This is a genomic window from Sphingobacterium sp. LRF_L2, from assembly GCF_965644235.1.
GTDB lineage: Bacteria > Bacteroidota > Bacteroidia > Sphingobacteriales > Sphingobacteriaceae > Sphingobacterium.
In genome coordinates this window covers 115,448-135,550 of sequence record NZ_CBFFRI010000005.1, presented here as the reverse complement: position 1 = coordinate 135,550, position 20,103 = coordinate 115,448, and the positions used below count along the sequence as shown (strand labels likewise).

Sequence of the window (20,103 nt, the reverse complement as noted above, 5' to 3'; positions counted from 1 at the left end):
TCATTATTTCTTGATCATTACCCATCCTTTTAAAATTTTGACATCTTGAGCTTTGCGAGCTTTGATCGTATAAAAATACGTTCCTAGCTGTAAGCCCGAACCGTCCCACGTATTATCATATTTCTCGCTCCGGTATACCTCATTACCCCAACGATTGATAACCACAAGATTGACTTGATCGAACTGCTCAATACCAATGATTTCGAAGAAGTCATTTACCCCATCTTGATTAGGCGTAAAGATATTGGGAACAAACAGCTCACTTTCCACGTTGATAGTCGCTATGGCTTCGCTATAGTTACCTGGATTAAGTACGTCGCTGATCTTATATGGATATGTATAAATTCCTGGGCGTAAACCTCCGGAAATCAGAATAACGCCATCGGCCTGCATCTGCAAACCAGCATGACTCGCTGTACCGCCATCAAGGACAACCTCATCGCCCACGATGTGGCTACCATTAAAGGTATCGTTGTTCAATACGCTGCTTGTTTGCTGCGCTGAACGGTCCCACTGCACGGTAAACGTATCGTCTGTGGCTTTGATTGGCGCGAAGATAATCTCGATATATGCGGTTGCTGAACTACAATTTGTCGGATTCAACACCTCGCAAATCTGATAAGGATAGCTGTAGGTTCCTGCAGAAATGCCCCGATGTATGGTTATCGTTCCATCGGCTGCCATCTCCATGTTGCTATGGGGACTAGTACCTGGCTTTAGCGTTACTGCGCTACCTAACAACACTTTGTTATTAATCTTGTCATTCACCAGAACACTGCTTGTCTCTGTTTCATCCCAGCCATTAATACCTTGATAATAATCATCTACCGCTTCTATTAGGGCAAATAGTACTTCAAACGTTGCTGTAGCCTGAGCACAATTTGAAAGATTACGTAACTCACATATGCGGTAAGTGTAGGTATAAGTTCCGGCTGGAACATTATCTGCTATGCTAATACGTCCATCGGCGCCCATATCAATCCCCGCTCTTGGGCTTAATCCTGGGATAAGCTGAACGGTCGTCACACTGACTGCATCCCCTTGCAAACGGTCGTTATCCAAAACCGAATTTGTCTGACTTACGCTAGCACCAACGATCTTTCCAAAATCGTCATCGATCGCCTCAATCAGCTTCCACGGAAGAGGGGTTATCGTACAGTTCGGACAGTTCGGATCTTCCGGACCATTCGGATCTTTTGGGTTACCTGATTCCGATTCTTCCTCAATCTCATCCCCACCAGGCTCTTTCCCCGACGCAACTGCGAGGTTGGCAACGTAACCACGATCCATATCAGCTTGCGTGATGCTATGATAAGCAGTGAGGCTTTGGCTCTCTCCTACCGCCAACCGGGAAATATTGCCAACAACATAATCGTCGGCATTGCTATCTGTAACTTCTATATCATATAAACTCGTGTTACCTGTATTGCTGACAACAATCGTATAGGTGATCTTATCCCCTACGTAACGGTATGCAATCGAGAGATCGCTAGTTTTGATGACATTCATTCCACCAATTTGTTCAACTGGAACTACCGTACAATCTGGACAATCCGGATCAATTGGATCAACAGGATTCGTATCGGTAGATGAAGCTTCAACCTCTTTGCCTGAGGGATCTTCCCCTTTTGCATAGGCGATATTGTAAACCGCTCCCTTGTCTATGTCGGCTTGTGTAATCGTGTGTTGAGCTAAAAATGTTTGCCTAGTACCTACAGGAAAAACATCGATCGTACCTACAGCCGTTTGATCGGCGTTCGCATCGCTCAGTTTAACACGATAAAGTGTTACGTTTCCTGTATTAATAACAGTGAGCTGATAAGTGATAATGTCTCCCACCGCCTGATAAATCTTTGTGCGATCTGTGGTCTTATAAACAGTCATCTCTCCTTCTTGTTCTACTGGCGTAATCGTACAACTGGGACATTCGGGGTCTACTGGCGGATTGGTAGGATCTTCAAAATCAAGCGGATTGCTATCTAATGATAATGCGCGCACAACTTGCCCCACAGGATCTTTCCCTTCTGCTAACGCTATGTTATAAACAGCTCCTCGATCTAAATCAGCTTGGGTTAACGTATGACTGGCAACGAAAGTGCGGGTCTGTCCAACTGCTAAACGACTTACTTGACCAAGTTGCTTTTCGTCTGAATTCTCATCCGTTAGCACGACGTCACGGATACTAACATTCCCTGTGTTTTGGAGCGTGAGCCAATATTCAATGACATCTCCAACCTTATTGAAGATACGTGTTCGATCGGTGGTTTTGAGCAGGGTAAGGCTGGCTTGTTGCTGAACAACAGTTATTGTACAGTCGGGGCATTTCGGATCGTACCAAATGGAGCTAGTACCAAGCGGCGCTCCGTCTGTAGACTGCTCTTGTAATGTGTGTCCTTCTATATTTCGCCAACTAACAACCGCCTGATTATAAACAGCTCCGCGATCGAGATCGTCCTGTGTAACGGTATGAGTGGCTGTAAATGTGCGCGATTCGCCCACTGCTAATGTGGAAATTGATGCTATTTGCTGCCGATCGGCATTGCTATCGCTAATAACAATATTGGTCGCCGCTCTATTCCCTTCATTTATTAAAACAATGCTGTATGTTATTACGTCGCCAACTTTATTATATACTTTGCTTCTGTCACTAGTCTTAATAAGCGCCAACTGATCTTGGGACCCAACAGGAGTAACCGTACAATTGGGGCAGTTAGGGTCGCGAAGGGGATCTGCAGCTTCCAAAGGATCACCATCAACCGAAAAAACAACATACCTTTCTGATTTGCCGTAACTTGACTCCAAACGAGCCTCATTGTAGACTGCGCCACGTGTAATATCTTCTTGGACGATCGTATGTGATGCGACGAAGACCTTGGACTCACCTACTTCTAGCGTAGCTATAGTGCCGACCTCTTGTTGGTCGGCCTGCGGGTCAAAAACTTGCAGCTGCCTCAGGTTGACATTTCCTATATTCGTTATACTTATGCTGTAGTAAATAATATCTCCAACAGCCATATAACTCTTCGATCGATCGGCTGTTTTTGTGAATGTCAGCTTGGGTTCTTGTTGTAATGCAGTGACGGTACAGTCGGGACAACTTGAATCATAAAATGGGTCGATACGAGATATCGGATTACCGTCTACTGATTTAGCAGCTATAGCTATAGATTTTGGACTGCTACCACGAACAACAGCTTGGTTATAGACTGCTCCAAGGTCTAAATCGGATTGGGTGATCGTATGCTGAGCTACGAAAGATACAGATTGACCTACAGCGATTTGTGACACAGAACCCACCTGTTCCTCATCTGCCTCTGGATCCGTAATATCGAGATTAAACAACGTTTGATTTCCTATATTTTTAAGCAAGATCGTGTAATGAACAACATCCCCAACTTTACTATAACGCACTGTCTTGTCAGCGGTCTTGGTAAGTGAAACCTGCGGCTCTTCTTCTAGAGGCGTAACAGTACATGCTGGACAAGAGCTATCAAAAAGGGAATCGCTCGATGTCAAAGGATTGCTATCCACCGATGTCTGTGTATAACTGATCTGCTTCGTATCCTGGTAGGAAACACTGGCGATATTATACACTGCACCACGATCCAGATCGGCTTGCGTAAGGGTGTGAAAGGTGCGAAAGGTACGTGTTTCACCAGCTTCGAGCAGCGCTACCGTCCCGACCTCTAACTGATCGGCATTAACGTCATGAATAACTAGATTACGGAGATCGACGTTGCCGCTATTATGCAATGACACGTTATACTCGATCACATCACCTACCTTACGATAACTTTTAGTCTTATCACTGGTTTTAAGCACAATAAGTGCGGGGCTTTGAACGAGACCGATAACCGTACAATCGGGACAACTCGAGCTATAAAGAGGGTCGTCGTTCGTTATCGGATTACCATCTTTTGAGACCGCACTGAAAGAAACACCCTTCGCCGTCTTAGCGGTCCCCTCCGCTTGATTATAAATAGCTCCGGTATTGAGGTCTGATTGCGTCACAGTATGAACAACAGTAAACGTACGTTCCTCTCCAAGTGCTAACCTGCTGAGCGTGGCAACGTTTCGCGTATCAGCATTGGAGTCTGTTATATTTATTTGTACTAAAGCAATATTTCCTGTATTCTTAATCACAAGCTGATAACTGACCTGATCGCCTACTTTACTGTATTTTTTTGTGCGATCAGTGGTTTTTAACAATGTGAATATAGGCTGTTGCTGGATTGCTATAACCGTACAAGTAGCACAAGATGCATCATATAATGGATCGGAATCGGCGATAGGATCGGGATCCACAGATAATCCCGAAATACCAACCCCTTGAAACGTCTGTGCTACTACTGAGGCCTGACTGTAAACGGCTCCTAAATCAATATCGGACTGACTTAGCGTGTATTTTGCATGCAGCTCCCTACTTTCTCCAGGAGATAACTGCGTAAAGAGACCTGATTCTTGAAGAGTAGCTTTATTATCGGATAAGGAGACTTGATATAGACTAACATTTCCGGTGTTAATCAACGTTATCACGTAATCCAACTCATCACCGACTTGGCTGTAGACTTTCGTACGATCGATACGCTTTGTGAGACTAAGCTTCGCCTCCTGATAAATTGGAGCAACCGTACAATTAGGACATTCAGCCGATAGTAAGGGGTCTGTCGACCCTAAAGGATTTCCATCGACTGATGTTTCGTTTATCGAATCCCCTTTTAGGGTAATACCCCTGACCTGCGCCTGTCGATAAACAGCTCCGCGATCGATATCGTCCTGCGTAATCGTATGCGTTGTAGTGTATGTCTGAATTTGGCCAACTTCCAAGCGAGCTACCTGAGCAATGTCAGCACTTCCTCCCACAAGGTCTTTAATCTGTAGATCTGTTAAAGAGACATTCCCTGTATTCTTAAGCGTTATAGCAAATGGTATAACCTCACCTAAACGACTATACCTCTTGCTACGATCTACCGTTTGCAAGAACTGTAACTTTGGAGCCTGCAGAAGGGCCACAATCGTACAATTTATGCAGTTTGGGTCTACCGATGGGGCTGTGCTAACTAGCGGTGACGGATCGACAGAGTGCACACTAAATGTTGTCTGACCGGTATTTTGGCCCGAAACTATAGCTTCGTTGTAAATAAACCCTTCGTCTAGATCTTCCTGCGTAATTGTATATGAATTAATATATGTCCGCCGCTCCCCTAATGCCAAGGTGGCAATGCCAAAGCTTGTGTTATCAGACTTTTTGTAGTTTACGGTTAAGTTTTTTAGTACCTCAGTACTGATATTGGTTACTGTAACTGTATACTCAACAACTTCACCGACTTTACTATAGGTACTTGTCCTACTAGTCGATTTCTGAACAAGCACAGGATCCGCGGCATGTGCTTGCATAGTGATAAGAAAAATGAACCAAAAATAGAGAAGTCCCCGACCTTCCCGATCTTTCATTTTATACTGGATAAACTTCATAGCGTGTTAGCGGATTTTACATCCTCACTTTATTCAATAGTAGATCAATAGTATTCATTAAGCTAATAATTTATAGTTGAAAAATAAGACCTTATTAAAAGTCTTAATCAAGCTTTCTGCAAAGCAACTAAAAGCCCAATCAAACAATATTTTTCACTATAACTATACTTTTGTTTTACAAAGATAGATTTAACGTAACAATAATTTCCCCACCCATTTGGGTAGTATTCTCTTTTTTTTCCATTTTCTGTGAATTTACTCCTTTATCATAAAGGATCAACGACCTATTTATTAAAATTTATCCAGACTTTCTTCCCCCCTTGCCAATAGTTAATGAAACCTATGGATGTCGGCATTTTTTGTACCTTTGCCCTGCAAAAAAACAAAGTACAAGAATGGAAGACGCATGGTTTCGGAGATAACGATTGGGCAGACCTTAATTGTGTTTTTCGGTATATTTTTTGGTTTTGGAACGGGATTTCTGCGTTTTCAACTAATGCAACGATCTAAAAACTATCGTGAGATATTACTTTGCACCACTGTATTCATCATGACTTGGCATTTTGTTGTTTATTTTTTGATAGTCAGCAAACTTATTCTGCACTTTCCCTACCTATACAATAAGGGCATTCCAATGTATTATTTGATTGCACCAAGCCTCTATTTTTATGTTAAATATTCGCTTTATCCTACATCGCAACTTCCAAAATTAGCGTATCTGCATTTACTGCCTGCCCTATTTGGACTGATTGACACCATCCCTTATTTATTTGCAAGTGCAGATGAGCAACAACATCTCCTAAAAATCGTGGTAAACAATATGTCTGAAGGTTTCAGTCATAGTCTTGGATTTATTGATCAAAAGTGGCATTATCAACTCCGTTATCTTCTTGCATTTATATACTTTGGGGCACAATGCCATCTTATTTTTCAATTTGAAAACGATACGCTTGAACAGAAAAAACACGTACGCCGAATCTATTTCTTAACCTTGATATACGGTATACATCTGATCTTTCAAGGAAGTATAGTTGTTAATGTGCTATTAAATAAAATACATAGCTCTTTTATATTAAGCGATGCCGAACGTTTAACAAACGTAGGCCTAGCATTTATCATTTTTGGAGCCGGCTTGTTTTTTCAAACACTATTGCTCTTCAGTAAAATAAAAGGCACAAGATCCTGTATGGGTCGTACAGAGAGTTCTTGTGCCAAACAGGAATAGAGTTGCCAGGTTATTAATCGAATGCCCTACCACCATAGAACTTACAATTTCCTGCAAAACTACTCCCTATATAGATTTGGTTTTCTACAATTTTGAAGAAATAAGCGGACCTTATCCGCTTCTAAAATAAACTGCCTGCATTATCAAAAACTAGGCGAACAAAGCACGAACATTGCTTTTATTTAGAAACAATTCTTCATTACGTATTTTCCCAAGAAAACAGGTTGATAGATCTTCCTTTCTAACATAGTGCTCGATCGCTTTCATATGTCTTCCATAGTGAATATTAGTTCCTATAAGGTCTACCATACCTTTGTCAAGCAAACTGCGAACCATTTGCCTTTCTTTGCTTCCATAATAGCCATAACAGGAAAGCAGACTGACCTGTAATAAACAACCCATATCCTTGAATCGTATTAATTTATGCAATTGATCTTGATAATAGACATAACGCTCGGGATTCCCTAATATTGGTGTGTACCCACTATCTTTCAAACTTTTAATCGCTTTTTCGATCAATGGACTTTCCCTAAGAAAAGACATACCTAAGAGAACGTGCTTATTCGGTAAACACAGTAAACTTTCTGGTTCTTCTTCAATTAAGGTGATTAACTTTTCATCTACCGTGTACTCCGCAGCGTAGTCTAATAGCATATGCGCCACTTTAGCTGAATCATGTAATTTTAAAAAGGCGGACTCAATACGCATTCGATCATTCGGATATTTATCACCTTGAATATGTGGTGTGCCGTAAATTTGAACTAACCCTTGGTCGTAAAGTCTCGACACCATATCAATACTTTCATTCAACGATGCACTCCCGTCATCTAAACCTGGAAGTATATGCGAATGCATATCAACACGCATCCAGCTGAGATCTTTAAATTTTATTTTGCGGCTAAAAATGGAAAACATATGTACTTAATCAAAAAAGTTATTAATACGCAAAGGGTTTATTACAATCTTCACGGTGCGAAACACGCTAATTATAGTAGGGCTCTTGCCCTTGTTTCACCGATCGAAGTGCAAATAAAGCAATCCTATCATTTACTTACGAGATAAAAGAAGGGGACAAAGAGGGGACAAATAGTACCTCAAAAAAACAACAAATTGATAAACAAATAATTAACACGATGTTTTGTAAAAACTCGTTAAGATAATATTAATATGGAAACAATCCTACCCTACACAAGCATCGAATACTTTTTACAAAAAGCACCAGCTGATTTAATTGCTCAGGGCAAAAGACAAGAATGTCAATAACAGCGTTTATGGAATTTATTTGATCCGAAAACTTAATATAGTAGTACTAAACTTACACCATGAAATCAATATATCATTATACTGGTATCTTTTAACTTGAAAATTTTTCGTATAAATGCGGAAACTCAAAATCAAGGTTACACGCAGCTCTTCTTCAGAAAAAGTTCTTCATTTTTTATTTTCCCAAAGAAATAAGGAGATAAATCTTGTTTCGAAACAAAATGTTCTATGGCTTTTATATGCCGATTATAATGTATATTAGTCCCTACGAGATCGATTAACCCTTTTTCGAGAAGATTGCGTATCATTTGCTTTTCCTTGTTACCATAATATCCATAGCAAGAAAGTAAACTGCCTTGCAAAAGACAACCCATATCTTTGAAACGAACTAATCTTTCGGGGCGATCATGATAATAGACATAACGTTCGGGATTGCCTAAGATTGGTACATACCCCTTGTCTATTAACCCTTGAATAGCTTTTTCAAGTAAGGGGCTTTCGGTTACGAATGGCATTCCGAGAAGTACATGCTTGTGAGGCAAGCAGATGAGTAGTTCTGGATCTTTCTCAATGCAATCCACAAGCAACTGATCTACAGTATATTCCGCCGCAAAATCCAATATTAGCTCATTTATAGGAATCGAATTCCGTAAGTCTAAGCAGGCTGACTCGATACGGTCCCGATCGTTTGGATAAATATCGTTCTGAATATGTGGCGTTCCGTAGAACTGCACAATACCCTGTTTGTATAACCTGGAAACCATATCGACACTCTCTTCTATTGACATACTTCCGTCGTCTAACCTGGGCAGCACATGGGAATGCATATCAACACGCATCCAGCTTAGGTCATTAAATTTTCGTTTACGGCTAAAAATTGAAAACATGCGTATTAATTTAAAGATTTTAACAAGGTGTCAGACGACATGCAGCTTTTCTCTAAGTCCGTAACATGTAGTTTCTGATATAATTTTTGTATTAGTGCATGCACATGAAATTCAGGCTCTTTCAATCGCTCAGCTACACCACGCACTGAAGCACCATTAGATACAGTCTGTAATAGAAAAGACTCCATTTTGGATAATGACGGTAAATTATTCGTGTGATCGTACTGTTCAAAATAATTTAATATGCTTCTTGCTAATCCGGGACTGATCCAATACGTTCCTTTCCGATGAGCAAGCAACCGGCTCTCCACTACAGGGATAGGGGCTAATTCGGGTAAATAGCCTGTTGCACCAGCGAGAATACCTTCAAAGATCGCTTTCTTGTCGTCAAATGCTCTCCATAAAACTACGTTAGCGGGATTAGGCTGGCAAGCTGCTGCACCACACAATAGACGCACAGTTTTATAGGCAGGCTCTACGCCACAAAGCAAAATATCCAGGTGCTCCCGCCCTTGTTTTTTATAAAATTCTTCGACGCTATTTGCCGTAATCGTAAGATCAAATGATGACGATTGTACAAAATAATCATTGAAGGCTTTTAATACGGTTGAACGACCGTCAACTACGGCTATCTTATATTTGTTTAGATTAATCATTGTTTCTCGGTAAATGAGATATTTTGTCAAAAATAGGTCGTTGTAACACTATTTTTCCCACCCAAAAGGGTGGGTTTCAAAAAAGAAATAGGTACTTCGAGGGAGGATTACCGATCCTTTACGACAAGAGGATTTTAGCTAATTTGTAAAAACAACACATTTTTGTAGCTACTTCGCTACAAAAAAAAACAACAAGATGACTTTTTTAAGATAGGGATCGATTATTGCAGACCATAACGTAAAATTTATTATGAAATGTCCATGATTGCAAAGCACAAACACGGATGAAAAGAACCCGGACATTCCATATGGCCTTTAAAAGTCAAACCGAGTGAAACGAGCTCATTTATTCCAATGAAATCTAACACTCATATATAATTATTTACATATGAAAAGAACCCCATACACGATATACGCTATTGTGTTAGTCGTAGCTGGCGTCGTGCTGCTAATGACGACATGCCTAAATAGCATATAGTTTGAAGGCAAATAGAAGGAAAAAAAGATGTTCGAGTATTTTAAATTCCCGAACTACGATCGCGGTATTATTTTTTAGCTTTAGGTAATAATAAAGAATAAAAAAGTTAAATAACCATGAGGAAAGATCGGAAGAGCTAGGGAGATTAAATAATACACAATGAGTTACTGTATACAAAAAAAAGATAAAATCTTTTTTTTGTATACAGTATATTTTATTGCTCCGTTGCTAAAGGATTGTAATTTGTTTCTCGTTCGGGAATCACCCATTTCCATGCGTTATTGGCGGTCGGCGCAATAGTTACGGCCAAGGCGGCAATAAAGTTACCTCCATTTGCCCATGTTTTGCGATCGATTGCGTCGCCCCAACGCTTCATATCAAACCAATCAAAACCCTCGCCCCAAAGTTCGACCTGACGATAGAACTTAATCTCGTTCAGGAGGTCGGCACCTGTTGTGGTGCTACTGTACTCTGTATCACGGCCTGAGGCCTTGATCAATTCATCGAGTACGGTATGCACTTCGGAAGATGCTTTGTTTTGGAAATATTTAGCTTCCGCTTCGATCAAATACATTTCAGAAGAGCGGAAATGATTTAAATGTCCTACACCAGGCATATCATTTGCTTTGATCTTGAATTGCATATAGGCATACACCAATGAGGTCGAGTATAGGTCTGTCCAGGTGGCGAAAGCATGTTTGTACAGGTCGCCACCAGATGTTGCCTGACCTGTGCTTGACGACAGATTGCTGTAACCGTCTGGATTTAAGAATAAATCGCGACGGATATCGGTTTCAGGAAGTTGTTCATACAACTCTTTGCTTATACATTTTGGATAATTACGTACGGCAGACGCATTCGAATTGTAGGCGATATATGCTTGATAGGAATAGTAATATAATGTTTCTTCCGAACCACCGTAACTGCTCCAGATCCACTCCGAAGTGGGATTTGCGAAGCCCGCTTTGTAATCGCTCACCGACATCAGGGCATAACCTTCACGCGCAAGCTTAGCATAGCTCTCAGCATTGGCGTAATCTTGTTTGTTTAAAGCGGCTCTGGCATATACGGCGTAGGCGACATTTTCATCGATCTCGTAATTCTCCGAACGCACATAGCCCGATGATTCAAATAAATCGAGAGCTTCATCGAGATCCGCATAGATCTGCGCATAAACTTCAGCCATACTACTCAATGGGAGCTCCTCATTACCAGGAACCGTACGTAGTACAACCCCGTTTGAAGTACCATTGCTTGAATCGCTCCAACGCGCGGCATACACCTGCAATAACATCGTGTAAGAATATGCACGATACGTAAGCGCCTGCGCCTTGATATAATCCCGCTCCACTTGAGTTCCTTCTGCATCAGCAATGTAGTAAAGAATATTGTTGGCATTCCCAATAAGTGAATAGTAATAATACCACGGGTAATAATCGTAGATGGTGCTGTTATTCGTTAAGTACGTCGCATTGATAATAGGAGCCCATCCCGAAAGATTCACAAAAAAGTTATTACCAGGATAATTCCCGTAATACATTTTTATGGTTCCCTCACCGTTAAAACCCTGACTACTCAGGTGCTGCATGGTCATCAACTTGGCGATACCATTGATAGCCATAGCTGCATTTTCAGTAGTCTCAAAAACAGTTCCTGTTGAAATTTCGTCCGTAGGTGCTGTTTCTAAGTATTCTTTGTCACAGGCACCAAGCATCAAGAGCATGCTTGCGGCAAAATAAGTATATATAGATTTTTTTGCTTTCATTGTTTTTCTTGTATTTGTCGTTTACAATCCAATATTTACACCGAAGGACACAATTCTAGGGGTAATCCAAGAATTGGAATTGGTCCCTGTGAAATTCTGTTGCGGGTTCATTCCCTGTAATTTGGTAAAAGTAGCTAGGTTTTCTATTCCCATATTGACTCGTAACGTCCTTAGTTTAATCGCGTTTAGATATTGAGACGGCACACTGTATCCTAAGGCAATATTTTTGATTACAAAGTAGGAACGATCTACCAAGAAACGACTAGACTGGGCGTTATTATTTCCACTTAAAGTATAATCAACTACAGGGGTGCCATTCGGATCGATACGATCTGCGGAGGTTTCTGTCATACCATTTGGAATGCCATCCCAAGCTTTCAAGACATCCGTATGTATCGCTGAAGGCGTAGCGGAAACGCTCATCAAAGATGCATAGGTATTGTCGTAGACTTTTCCGCCCAGAGAATAGGTAAATAAAGCCGACAGACTGAAATTCTTGTATGAAAGCGAGGTATTAAAACTTCCGTATACGTTAGGAATAGCCGATCCATGCCAGTCTTTTAAACCGTATGTCGTATTTGTGGTGTAGGAAGTTCCATTGATTTCGACGAGGTGTCCGGCTTCGGACGCTGCATCAATTTTCTCTGGATCAATAGTATATAGCGAATTTCCTGTTATTTGATCCACTCCTTTAAAACTATACAGCCAAAAACTATACATACTTTTTCCTTCTTTATAAAGATATTTGGTATCACTAGGAATATAGCCTTCTTCTCTGTTCTCCTCTGCTAATCGAACTACTTTATTTTTCAAGAAAGTAGCATTTGCACCCACGTTCCAGCGCCAATCGTGCTTACGAACGACATCGACATCAAAACTGATCTCCCATCCGTGATTGGATACAGAACCAATATTTGAAGTTATCGTAGAAACAGCCGTTGATGTGGATGTTGCTCCCGCTGATAACGGGGAGTTCACATCAAAAAGCAGATTGCCAGAACGCTTATCGAAATATTCAACCAAAAGATTGAATCGATTAAAAAAACGACCTTCTACAGCTGCATTGAATGATGAAGAAGTCTCCCAAATTAAACTCTTATTACCGTTCTGAGAAAGATAAAGTGCTGATTGCCCGCCATTCTGCTCCATACTGTATAGATCATAGTATGCATATAGACCTGCTCCTCCATCATTACCTACCTGTCCATAAGCAGTGCGCACCTTTAAACTGTTGATCTTGTCGGCATATTGCTCGAGGAATTTCTCGCGCGAAACGACCCAAGAGCCTCCCAACGACCAAAAAGTACCCCAACGCACATCCTTATAAAACTTTGAAGATCCATCACTCCTTATCGATGATTCCACAAAGTATTTATCATCATAACCATAGGTTGCACGAGCGAAATATCCTTCCGTGCGATAATTTTCCTGATAATCAGTCATGCTGATCATCTCTGTAAAATTAGACAAGGTTGTATTTCCTTCGAACGTTTGGTTTGCTTTACTAAGATTTAAATAATTATAATTGATAAACGAGTTTTCATGCCCCAACAAAGCTGTTACGCCATGCTTACCGAAAGATTTTCGCCAAGTTAACAACTCTTGCGCCATGTAGTTTTTATACCTATAGTTTGTTCTACCTGCACGACCATTATTGCCAGATCCATCACCGATAATCGCATTATCATACGTTGCTTCATCATTGTTCCGTACATTCAAATCGCCCTTAACGGAAAAGGTAAAATCTTTCAGGAAGTTAACATCGAAATAAATTTGTCCGTTCACCGTGTTACGTGTGGTAAAATCTTTATTCAACTCATTCTCCCAAATGGCATGACGACCCACATTTTGCGCGCGGGTACCGGTACCCTCTTCGTACTGTCGATTCCCATTTGCGTCCAGCACATACTCACCTGTTGTAGCATCGTGTTGGTAAACCGTATAAATAGGCGCAATATTTGTAGCAAAATAATAGGGATTCACATAACTACTTGAACTACTTGAAGAGCCGGGAACCGTATTCGAAGTCTGATGTGTACCACCTAGATTTAATCCGTATTTAAACCATTCTACAGGCTTCATATCTGCACTTAAACGTCCCGTAAAACGTTTGTAATCGGTATGATTGACGTAGCCTTTTTCATCGAGATAGCCTGCTGAATAGTACACGTTGGTTTTCTCCGAACCTTGGTTTCCGTTGATGTTGTAATCTTGGCGATGCCCTATACGTTCAACAGCATTGAACCAATCCAGATCTTCACCAATTGTTCCTTTTATTTTTGCATCGCTACTGAGTTTTCCATTGCTATCAAAAAGCTCATTATCGGACAAATTATAAATATTAGCAACCAATACATCAGAAATCAAGGTATTAGACGCTTCGGCTCCCGCAACTTCTGCATTGGGATAGGCTGCGGGACTTGTAGACATCAAAGAATTGCGGTAGCCTTTCCACATGGTTTCCATAAAGTCGGTCGTACCCATGCGATCATACATTTTTACACCACGAGAGTAAAAACCCTGATTAATCGAAGCATTAACTGTTCCCGTGCCGCCTTTACCTTTCTTTGTCGTAACGATAATAACACCATTCGATGCACGGCTTCCATATAAGGCCGCAGATGCTGCATCCTTAAGCACGGAAATACTTTCGATGTCATTTGGATTTAAATCGGAGAACTTCCCTCCAAAGATCGCCCCATCAATGACATAGAGAGGGCTGTTACTTGACAATGCATTATCAGCACTCCCTGTAGAATTATTGTTAATGGAAGTAAATCCACGGATACGAATATCGGGCTCTGAACCAGGCTGGCCGGAGGTATTGTTAACCTGAATACCGGCAGCCGCTCCTTCCAAAGCCCCCATTACGTTGGATATGGGACGTTTCGCGATATCATCGGCTGATACGGAAGAAATACTTCCCGTGACAGACTCCTTCTTTTGCGTACCGTACGCCACAACGACGACCTCATCCAACCCCACATCGAATGGATCGAGTTGTATATTGTACGTGTTAGCATCCGCTATGCGAACTGTTTTTTCGGAATAGCCAATAAGTTTGAAGACGATCGTCTTGCCTTGCGCGACTTTGAAAATGTAATTCCCAAATTGATCGGTTTGTGTCGCACTTGTTCCGTCCTGGAGCACGACAGTAACCCCCGCGAGCGGAGCGCCGTTCTTATCCGTGATCCGACCGGTGATGGGTTTTTCTTGTGCTTTCACTACCTGGAGTAGACAGATAAGCACAACAATAAAACTGAGTAGTTTTTGTTTCATCTGCTGTTGTTGTTTAGTTATCGAAAATGTTGCTCAGATCACGTCGTCTCGTGCCTTGCAGTTAATATGGACACTGAGTTGAACTTGATGGCGACGAATATAGAAGAAAAAAAATATTAGTTGCACAAGAAACCTATAACACTTTTAACGTTTTAGCAACAATAAACACCATTTTTTATCAATTTTTGAATTACAAAATAACGCGATAAAACATAATAAGTAAACTAAACAATAGTTGTGTTAACATTCATTTACATCGGGCAATATGAAATAAACTTTGTAAAGTCTTATGAGACTTGATTCTGCATAAAAAACGTCCTAGAGACACGTTTTTCATTTGCTGCTCCACAGAAATAGAAAAATAAAATCGAAAAAGAGTAGAAAGAATGAAATTTTAATATGGAATAATTATTTATGATTTTTTTCATAAAAGAAAAGCAATTGTAACAAACAAGCAAACGAAACACAGATTAAACCCGCGAAGAAATAATATTAAAAAATCAAAAAGAATAACAAAATGATGAAAAAAATACCATGAAATCGAATAAAAAATTTAAAAAAAACAAAAAACATTCTAAAAAATATTTGTTTTTATCATTTTTTTACACTAAATATGTGTAAACAACAAAAATGAACACAAAAACACCTTCCGTTTTCGTTTCATTTACTAACTAAACTACTAACAACCATGAAACACACACTGTTACTTATTACGATGTGCTGCCTGTCCCTTACGACTCTTGCGCAAAGCAAGATCAGGGGACGCATCAAAGACGAAACGGGAAAACCAATCGCGGGGGTCACCGTCAAAGAGAAAGGAACTAATCGTGCAACATCGAGCGATGGAAACGGTGCATTTGAGATTGAGCTTTCGGCGAATAACAGGTTGCTGACTTTTATTGCTTTGGGTTATCAAACGCTGGAACTACCCGCAGCGAATACAACAGAAATCACCTTACTACCGGCGAACAGTGACCTGGAAGAGGTGGTTGTGGTCGGATTTGGCACCTCTATTAAAAAGGATTTGACAGGAAATATTGCTCGTGTAAAAGGGGAAGACATCGAAGGGATGCCTGTTGCCAACTTAACGTCTACGCTACAAGGAAGAGCTGCCGGAGTAATGGTGGAAGCCAACAGCGGAAAAGTCGGCGAAGGCGTTAAGGTACGTGTGCGCGGATCGGGATCGATCAGTGCTTCGAACTCCCCGCTCTACGTGGTGGATGGTATTCCGATTACAGACGAAGGGATTTCCGCGAACGCGTTGACCGACATCAATTTTAACGATATCGAAAGTTTCGACATTCTAAAAGATGCTTCTGCTGCGGCTATTTACGGATCTCGTGCCGCAAATGGGGTGGTTTTGATCACGACAAAAAAAGGAAAAGCGGGAAAAACGAAATTTACGCTAAATTCGCAATACGGGAAAAATAGCGCAACCGGCCACCGGAAGTTCTTGAACGCGGCACAATATGTGGAACTGATACGGGAGGCCGCCATCAACTCGGACAATCTGGACGGAATAGACCCTACGGATCCGGATCAGTACGAAGATTCGTGGCTGGAATATGTAGAAGGTCGCCTAGACCGCTACTCAGGTTGGTCTGACTGGCGTAGTGGGGAAACGAACAAACGCGTTTCTACGCCAGCGGTAGCTACACGGATCAGGATGGTATATTGATCAATAATGCTTTTCAACGCTACAGTGGCCGATTAAACGTAGACCATGAGATCAGTAAGCGTTTAAAAATAGGCATCAACCTCGGCCTGAGCAAAAGCACGACAAACCGTGTGGCTGCAGATAATGCTTTTACAAACCCTTTGCAACTGGTAGCTATGGCTCCTATTACACCAACACATGACTTAGATGGGAACTTGTATAATACACCAACAACAACCTATTACAACGGCTTGCTGGAAGTGGATGAGGTAGAGCGTGGCACCGAAAGTTTCCGCAATTTGGGCAATGTATTCTTGGATTATGAAATTATACCTCACTTGAAATTTCGCTCGGAATTTGGTATCGATATCCAAAATCAACGTATGAACTACTGGGCTAGTCCATTATCAGAGGCAGGAACAGGAATCAATGGCTATGCTCAATCGGAATGGTTTAAGGCAGTTAATTACAACACAAACAATTATTTTACATACAGCAATCTTTTTGCAGATAAACATGCTTTCGATGCGACATTGGGGATGTCTTATCAGGACTATGAGGACGAATACATTTGGGTAGAAGGACAGGATTTTCCCGCTCGCCAATTACGCAGACTAGCCAGTGCAGGTGAAATTACAGATGGAGAAACGAAAGGCAACCGCTACAATTACCTCTCATACTTTGCACGAGCGAATTACAAATTCGATGACAAATATTTACTGAGTGTAAGTGGGCGGGTAGACGCCTCTTCGAAATTTGGAGTAGACAACCGTTACGGTTTTTTCCCTGCTGTATCCGCTGGCTGGATCTTATCGGAAGAGGAGTTCTGGAAAGACAATGGCACAGTTAACTTTTTCAAACTTCGCGGTAGTTGGGGATTGACTGGAAACGCCGATGGATTCGGTAATTTCGCACATCTCGGATTGTACGAAGGAACCAAATATAACAATGGTTCGGTATTGGTAACGACACAGCTCGCTAATCCGAAACTGAAATGGGAAAAATCAGACCAGATCGATATTGGATTAGATTTTGGTTTATTTAACAGTCGATTAACAGGCGAGCTTGATTACTATGTACGGAAGACCAAAGATTTAATCTACAATGTCCCTGTACCAGGAACATCTGGTTTTTCTACACAAACAGTGAATCTAGGCTCCATGGAAAACCGGGGGGTTGAGCTTGTCCTTAACTCTATTAATGTTTCAAAAGAAAACTTTAAATGGACAAGCAGCTTCAATATTGCCTACAACCGCAACAAAATCACGAAGCTAGATGGTGCCACTGATAAAATCCCAGGCAATGACGGCCGTTTTATGAATTCGCTTATTGTAGGTGAATCTATCGGTATTTTCTACGGCCCGGAGTTTGCGGGGGTGGATCCGGACAACGGGGATGCTCTTTTTTACAAGGAAGATCGCGGTACGACCAACGATATGGGTGAAGCAGGAAACTTCATCGTGGGCGATCCAAATCCAGATGTGATTGCGGGCTTTAACAATACATTTACGTATAAGAATTTCGACCTTTCGTTCTTATTCCAAGGTGTATTCGGTAATCAGATCATCAACGGCGCAGGTGCCTTTATGTCTTCAAGCAGCGACTGGTTTGACAACCAGACTATTGATCAGCTCGGCCGTTGGCAACAACAGGGCGATAGAACAGACATCCCACAACTTCGGTTTTACTACGGCAACAGTGCTTCTGCCTCCAGCCGACATGTGGAAGATGGCGACTATGTACGCTTGAAAAATATTACCTTGGGCTATAAACTACCTGCTTCTACCTTGACAAGGCTACGCCTGAGCAGTGCACGGCTGTTTGTCTCCGGGGTCAACTTGCTGACGTTTACAAAGTACAGTGGCTGGGATCCAGAAGTAAACTCAGACTTCAGGGAAACGAATCGAAACCAAGGTGCTGACTTCTACTCGGCTCCACAAATCAAGACCTGGACAGTTGGTTTAAATATTGGATTTTAATACGATAGGGAGGAAAAAACAATGAAACTTGCATATAAATTTATACTAACAGCTTTCATGACGGGCTGTATCTTTTGGAGTTGCGACGGTAAATTGGATATTGAACCTGAACAAGAGGCGTCAGAAGAATTAGCACTTATCTCCGACGAGAATGTCAAGAAAGTATTAAATGGATCCTATAATGAACTGAGTGATGAATACTTCTACGGTGGTATTGTTCAGTTGTTCTCGGAATTGCTCACCTCAACTACTGAAATTCGTTGGGAAGGCACCTTCAACCAGCCTCGAGAAGTATTTAACAAAAGTATCCTGACAACCAACTCGTTCGTAAGTAGTTTATGGCTACAGGGATATGATGCCATTAATATCGCTAACAATGTGCTAAGCGCACTGGATGTCGTCAATGAGGATGATCGGGATGTAGTGGAGGGACAAGCCTTATTCGTGCGCGCAGTCGCTCATTTTGAATTGGTTCGCTTATTTGCAAAACCTTACAGTGCGGGCAATACAACAAGTAATCCAGGAATTCCGATCAAATTAATCCCTACACGCGAGATTAACGAGGAAAGCTATGTTGCACGGTCACCTGTAGAAGATGTGTATGCACAGATTTTAGACGACTTAATAACTGCAGAAGAGAAACTGGAAAATTCCAGTGAAGTTGCTGTAGCGCAGAAAACTGCTGCTGCTGCTATGCTATCAAGGGTGTATCTACAAATGGAAAATTACGAGGAAGCCCGCGATGCTGCCAACCGAGCTATTAACTACAATCAATTTACGGTGGAGAGCGTCTACGCAAAGACATTCAACAAGGGAAAACTTGACGCGTCGGACTCTGAAACAGTTACATTAGATGGGATTTTCCAAATGCCGGTATCGGCTCAGGATGGCGCAAATGAGATGCATATATATTGGTCTATAACCGCTTATGGTGCACGTGCGGGAGATGTCGCGGTGCTTCCGGCACACTTGGCTTTATACGACCAAAGCACCGATGGTAGTGGGGCATACTTAGACCATCGTTTAGCACTGTTCTACCGCGGCGAGGGGAATTCAATTGGGACAGGCGACTGGCGTTCTGGCAAATGGAAATTCCTCAACAGCAACCTTTCTGTTGTTAGACTTTCGGAAATGTATCTCACACGTGCAGAGTGTAATTTAAGGTTGGGCACGGCTGTAGGTGCCACAGCATTGGAAGATATTAATTATATTCGGGGATTACATACCGCTTTACCGGCATTGACGTCTATCGATTTGAATGGCATCTTGTTGGAGCGCAAATTGGAATTGGCACACGAAGGACAAGGTATTCACGATATCAAACGCATAAAAGGATCGGTAGACGGTGTGGCATATGATGACGTTTCCTTGCTCCTTCCTATTCCGCAACGTGAGATTGATGCGTCGAACGGTGTTTTAGTACAGAACTAAGCAGATAC

General features: G+C 41.5%; 10 protein-coding genes. 4 read left to right on the top strand and 6 right to left on the bottom strand.

Going from position 1 to position 20,103, the window contains the following annotated elements; genetic code table 11:
* Positions 1-3: 3 nt before the first annotated feature.
* Entirely contained in the window at positions 4-5,475 is a 5,472-nt protein-coding gene (locus ACSZOX_RS12000; RefSeq protein ID WP_437920220.1) for a DUF7507 domain-containing protein, read from the bottom strand.
* 346 nt (positions 5,476-5,821) lie between these two features.
* Here ACSZOX_RS12000 and ACSZOX_RS11995 point away from each other — a divergent pair, with 346 nt between their 5' ends.
* Positions 5,822-6,700 carry a hypothetical protein gene (locus ACSZOX_RS11995; protein ID WP_437920219.1) on the top strand — a complete coding sequence of 293 codons (879 nt, stop codon included), beginning with the start codon at positions 5,822-5,824 and terminating at the stop codon, positions 6,698-6,700.
* A gap of 150 nt (positions 6,701-6,850) precedes the next feature.
* Here the strand turns inward: ACSZOX_RS11995 and ACSZOX_RS11990 are convergent, their stop codons facing one another.
* The 5 genes from ACSZOX_RS11990 to ACSZOX_RS11970 form a co-directional block, all read right to left on the bottom strand.
* Positions 6,851-7,615: a tyrosine-protein phosphatase gene (locus ACSZOX_RS11990; protein WP_437920217.1), complete on the bottom strand. Its 765-nt coding sequence runs from the start codon at positions 7,613-7,615 to the stop codon at positions 6,851-6,853.
* A gap of 485 nt (positions 7,616-8,100) precedes the next feature.
* Complete coding sequence (locus ACSZOX_RS11985; RefSeq protein WP_437920216.1) at positions 8,101-8,850, bottom strand: tyrosine-protein phosphatase; 750 nt, start codon at positions 8,848-8,850, stop codon at positions 8,101-8,103.
* Between the two features lie 5 nt (positions 8,851-8,855).
* On the bottom strand, positions 8,856-9,506 hold the full coding sequence (locus ACSZOX_RS11980; protein WP_437920215.1) for a hypothetical protein: 651 nt from the start codon (positions 9,504-9,506) through the stop codon (positions 8,856-8,858).
* Between the two features lie 692 nt (positions 9,507-10,198).
* On the bottom strand, positions 10,199-11,749 hold the full coding sequence (locus tag ACSZOX_RS11975) for a RagB/SusD family nutrient uptake outer membrane protein (RefSeq protein ID WP_437920214.1): 1,551 nt from the start codon (positions 11,747-11,749) through the stop codon (positions 10,199-10,201).
* 21 nt (positions 11,750-11,770) lie between these two features.
* Entirely contained in the window at positions 11,771-15,028 is a 3,258-nt protein-coding gene (locus ACSZOX_RS11970) for a SusC/RagA family TonB-linked outer membrane protein (RefSeq protein ID WP_437920213.1), read from the bottom strand.
* Between the two features lie 688 nt (positions 15,029-15,716).
* Here ACSZOX_RS11970 and ACSZOX_RS11965 point away from each other — a divergent pair.
* From ACSZOX_RS11965 to ACSZOX_RS11955, 3 genes are read left to right on the top strand one after another with little or no spacing between them, the layout of a single operon-like run.
* Complete coding sequence (locus ACSZOX_RS11965; RefSeq protein WP_437920212.1) at positions 15,717-16,706, top strand: TonB-dependent receptor plug domain-containing protein; 990 nt, start codon at positions 15,717-15,719, stop codon at positions 16,704-16,706.
* Entirely contained in the window at positions 16,703-18,664 is a 1,962-nt protein-coding gene (locus ACSZOX_RS11960; RefSeq protein WP_437920211.1) for a SusC/RagA family TonB-linked outer membrane protein, read from the top strand. Before ACSZOX_RS11965 ends, ACSZOX_RS11960 begins: the two co-directional genes overlap by 4 nt.
* A gap of 21 nt (positions 18,665-18,685) precedes the next feature.
* A complete protein-coding gene (locus tag ACSZOX_RS11955) occupies positions 18,686-20,095 on the top strand; it encodes a RagB/SusD family nutrient uptake outer membrane protein (RefSeq protein ID WP_437920210.1) in 1,410 nt (469 codons plus the stop codon).
* The last annotated feature ends 8 nt before the right edge of the window (positions 20,096-20,103 follow it).

Excerpts from the sequence above, each read along its gene's own strand:
- ACSZOX_RS11970 (WP_437920213.1), bottom strand. The coding sequence starts at position 15,028 with ATGAAACAAAAACTACTCAGTTTTATTGTTGTGCTTATCTGTCTACTC.
- ACSZOX_RS11975 (WP_437920214.1), bottom strand. The coding sequence starts at position 11,749 with ATGAAAGCAAAAAAATCTATATATACTTATTTTGCCGCAAGCATGCTC.
- ACSZOX_RS11990 (WP_437920217.1), bottom strand. The coding sequence starts at position 7,615 with ATGTTTTCCATTTTTAGCCGCAAAATAAAATTTAAAGATCTCAGCTGG.
- ACSZOX_RS11955 (WP_437920210.1), top strand. The coding sequence starts at position 18,686 with ATGAAACTTGCATATAAATTTATACTAACAGCTTTCATGACGGGCTGT.
- ACSZOX_RS11985 (WP_437920216.1), bottom strand. The coding sequence starts at position 8,850 with ATGTTTTCAATTTTTAGCCGTAAACGAAAATTTAATGACCTAAGCTGG.
- ACSZOX_RS12000 (WP_437920220.1), bottom strand. The coding sequence starts at position 5,475 with ATGAAGTTTATCCAGTATAAAATGAAAGATCGGGAAGGTCGGGGACTT.
- ACSZOX_RS11995 (WP_437920219.1), top strand. The coding sequence starts at position 5,822 with ATGTCGGCATTTTTTGTACCTTTGCCCTGCAAAAAAACAAAGTACAAG.
- ACSZOX_RS11965 (WP_437920212.1), top strand. The coding sequence starts at position 15,717 with ATGAAACACACACTGTTACTTATTACGATGTGCTGCCTGTCCCTTACG.
- ACSZOX_RS11980 (WP_437920215.1), bottom strand. The coding sequence starts at position 9,506 with ATGATTAATCTAAACAAATATAAGATAGCCGTAGTTGACGGTCGTTCA.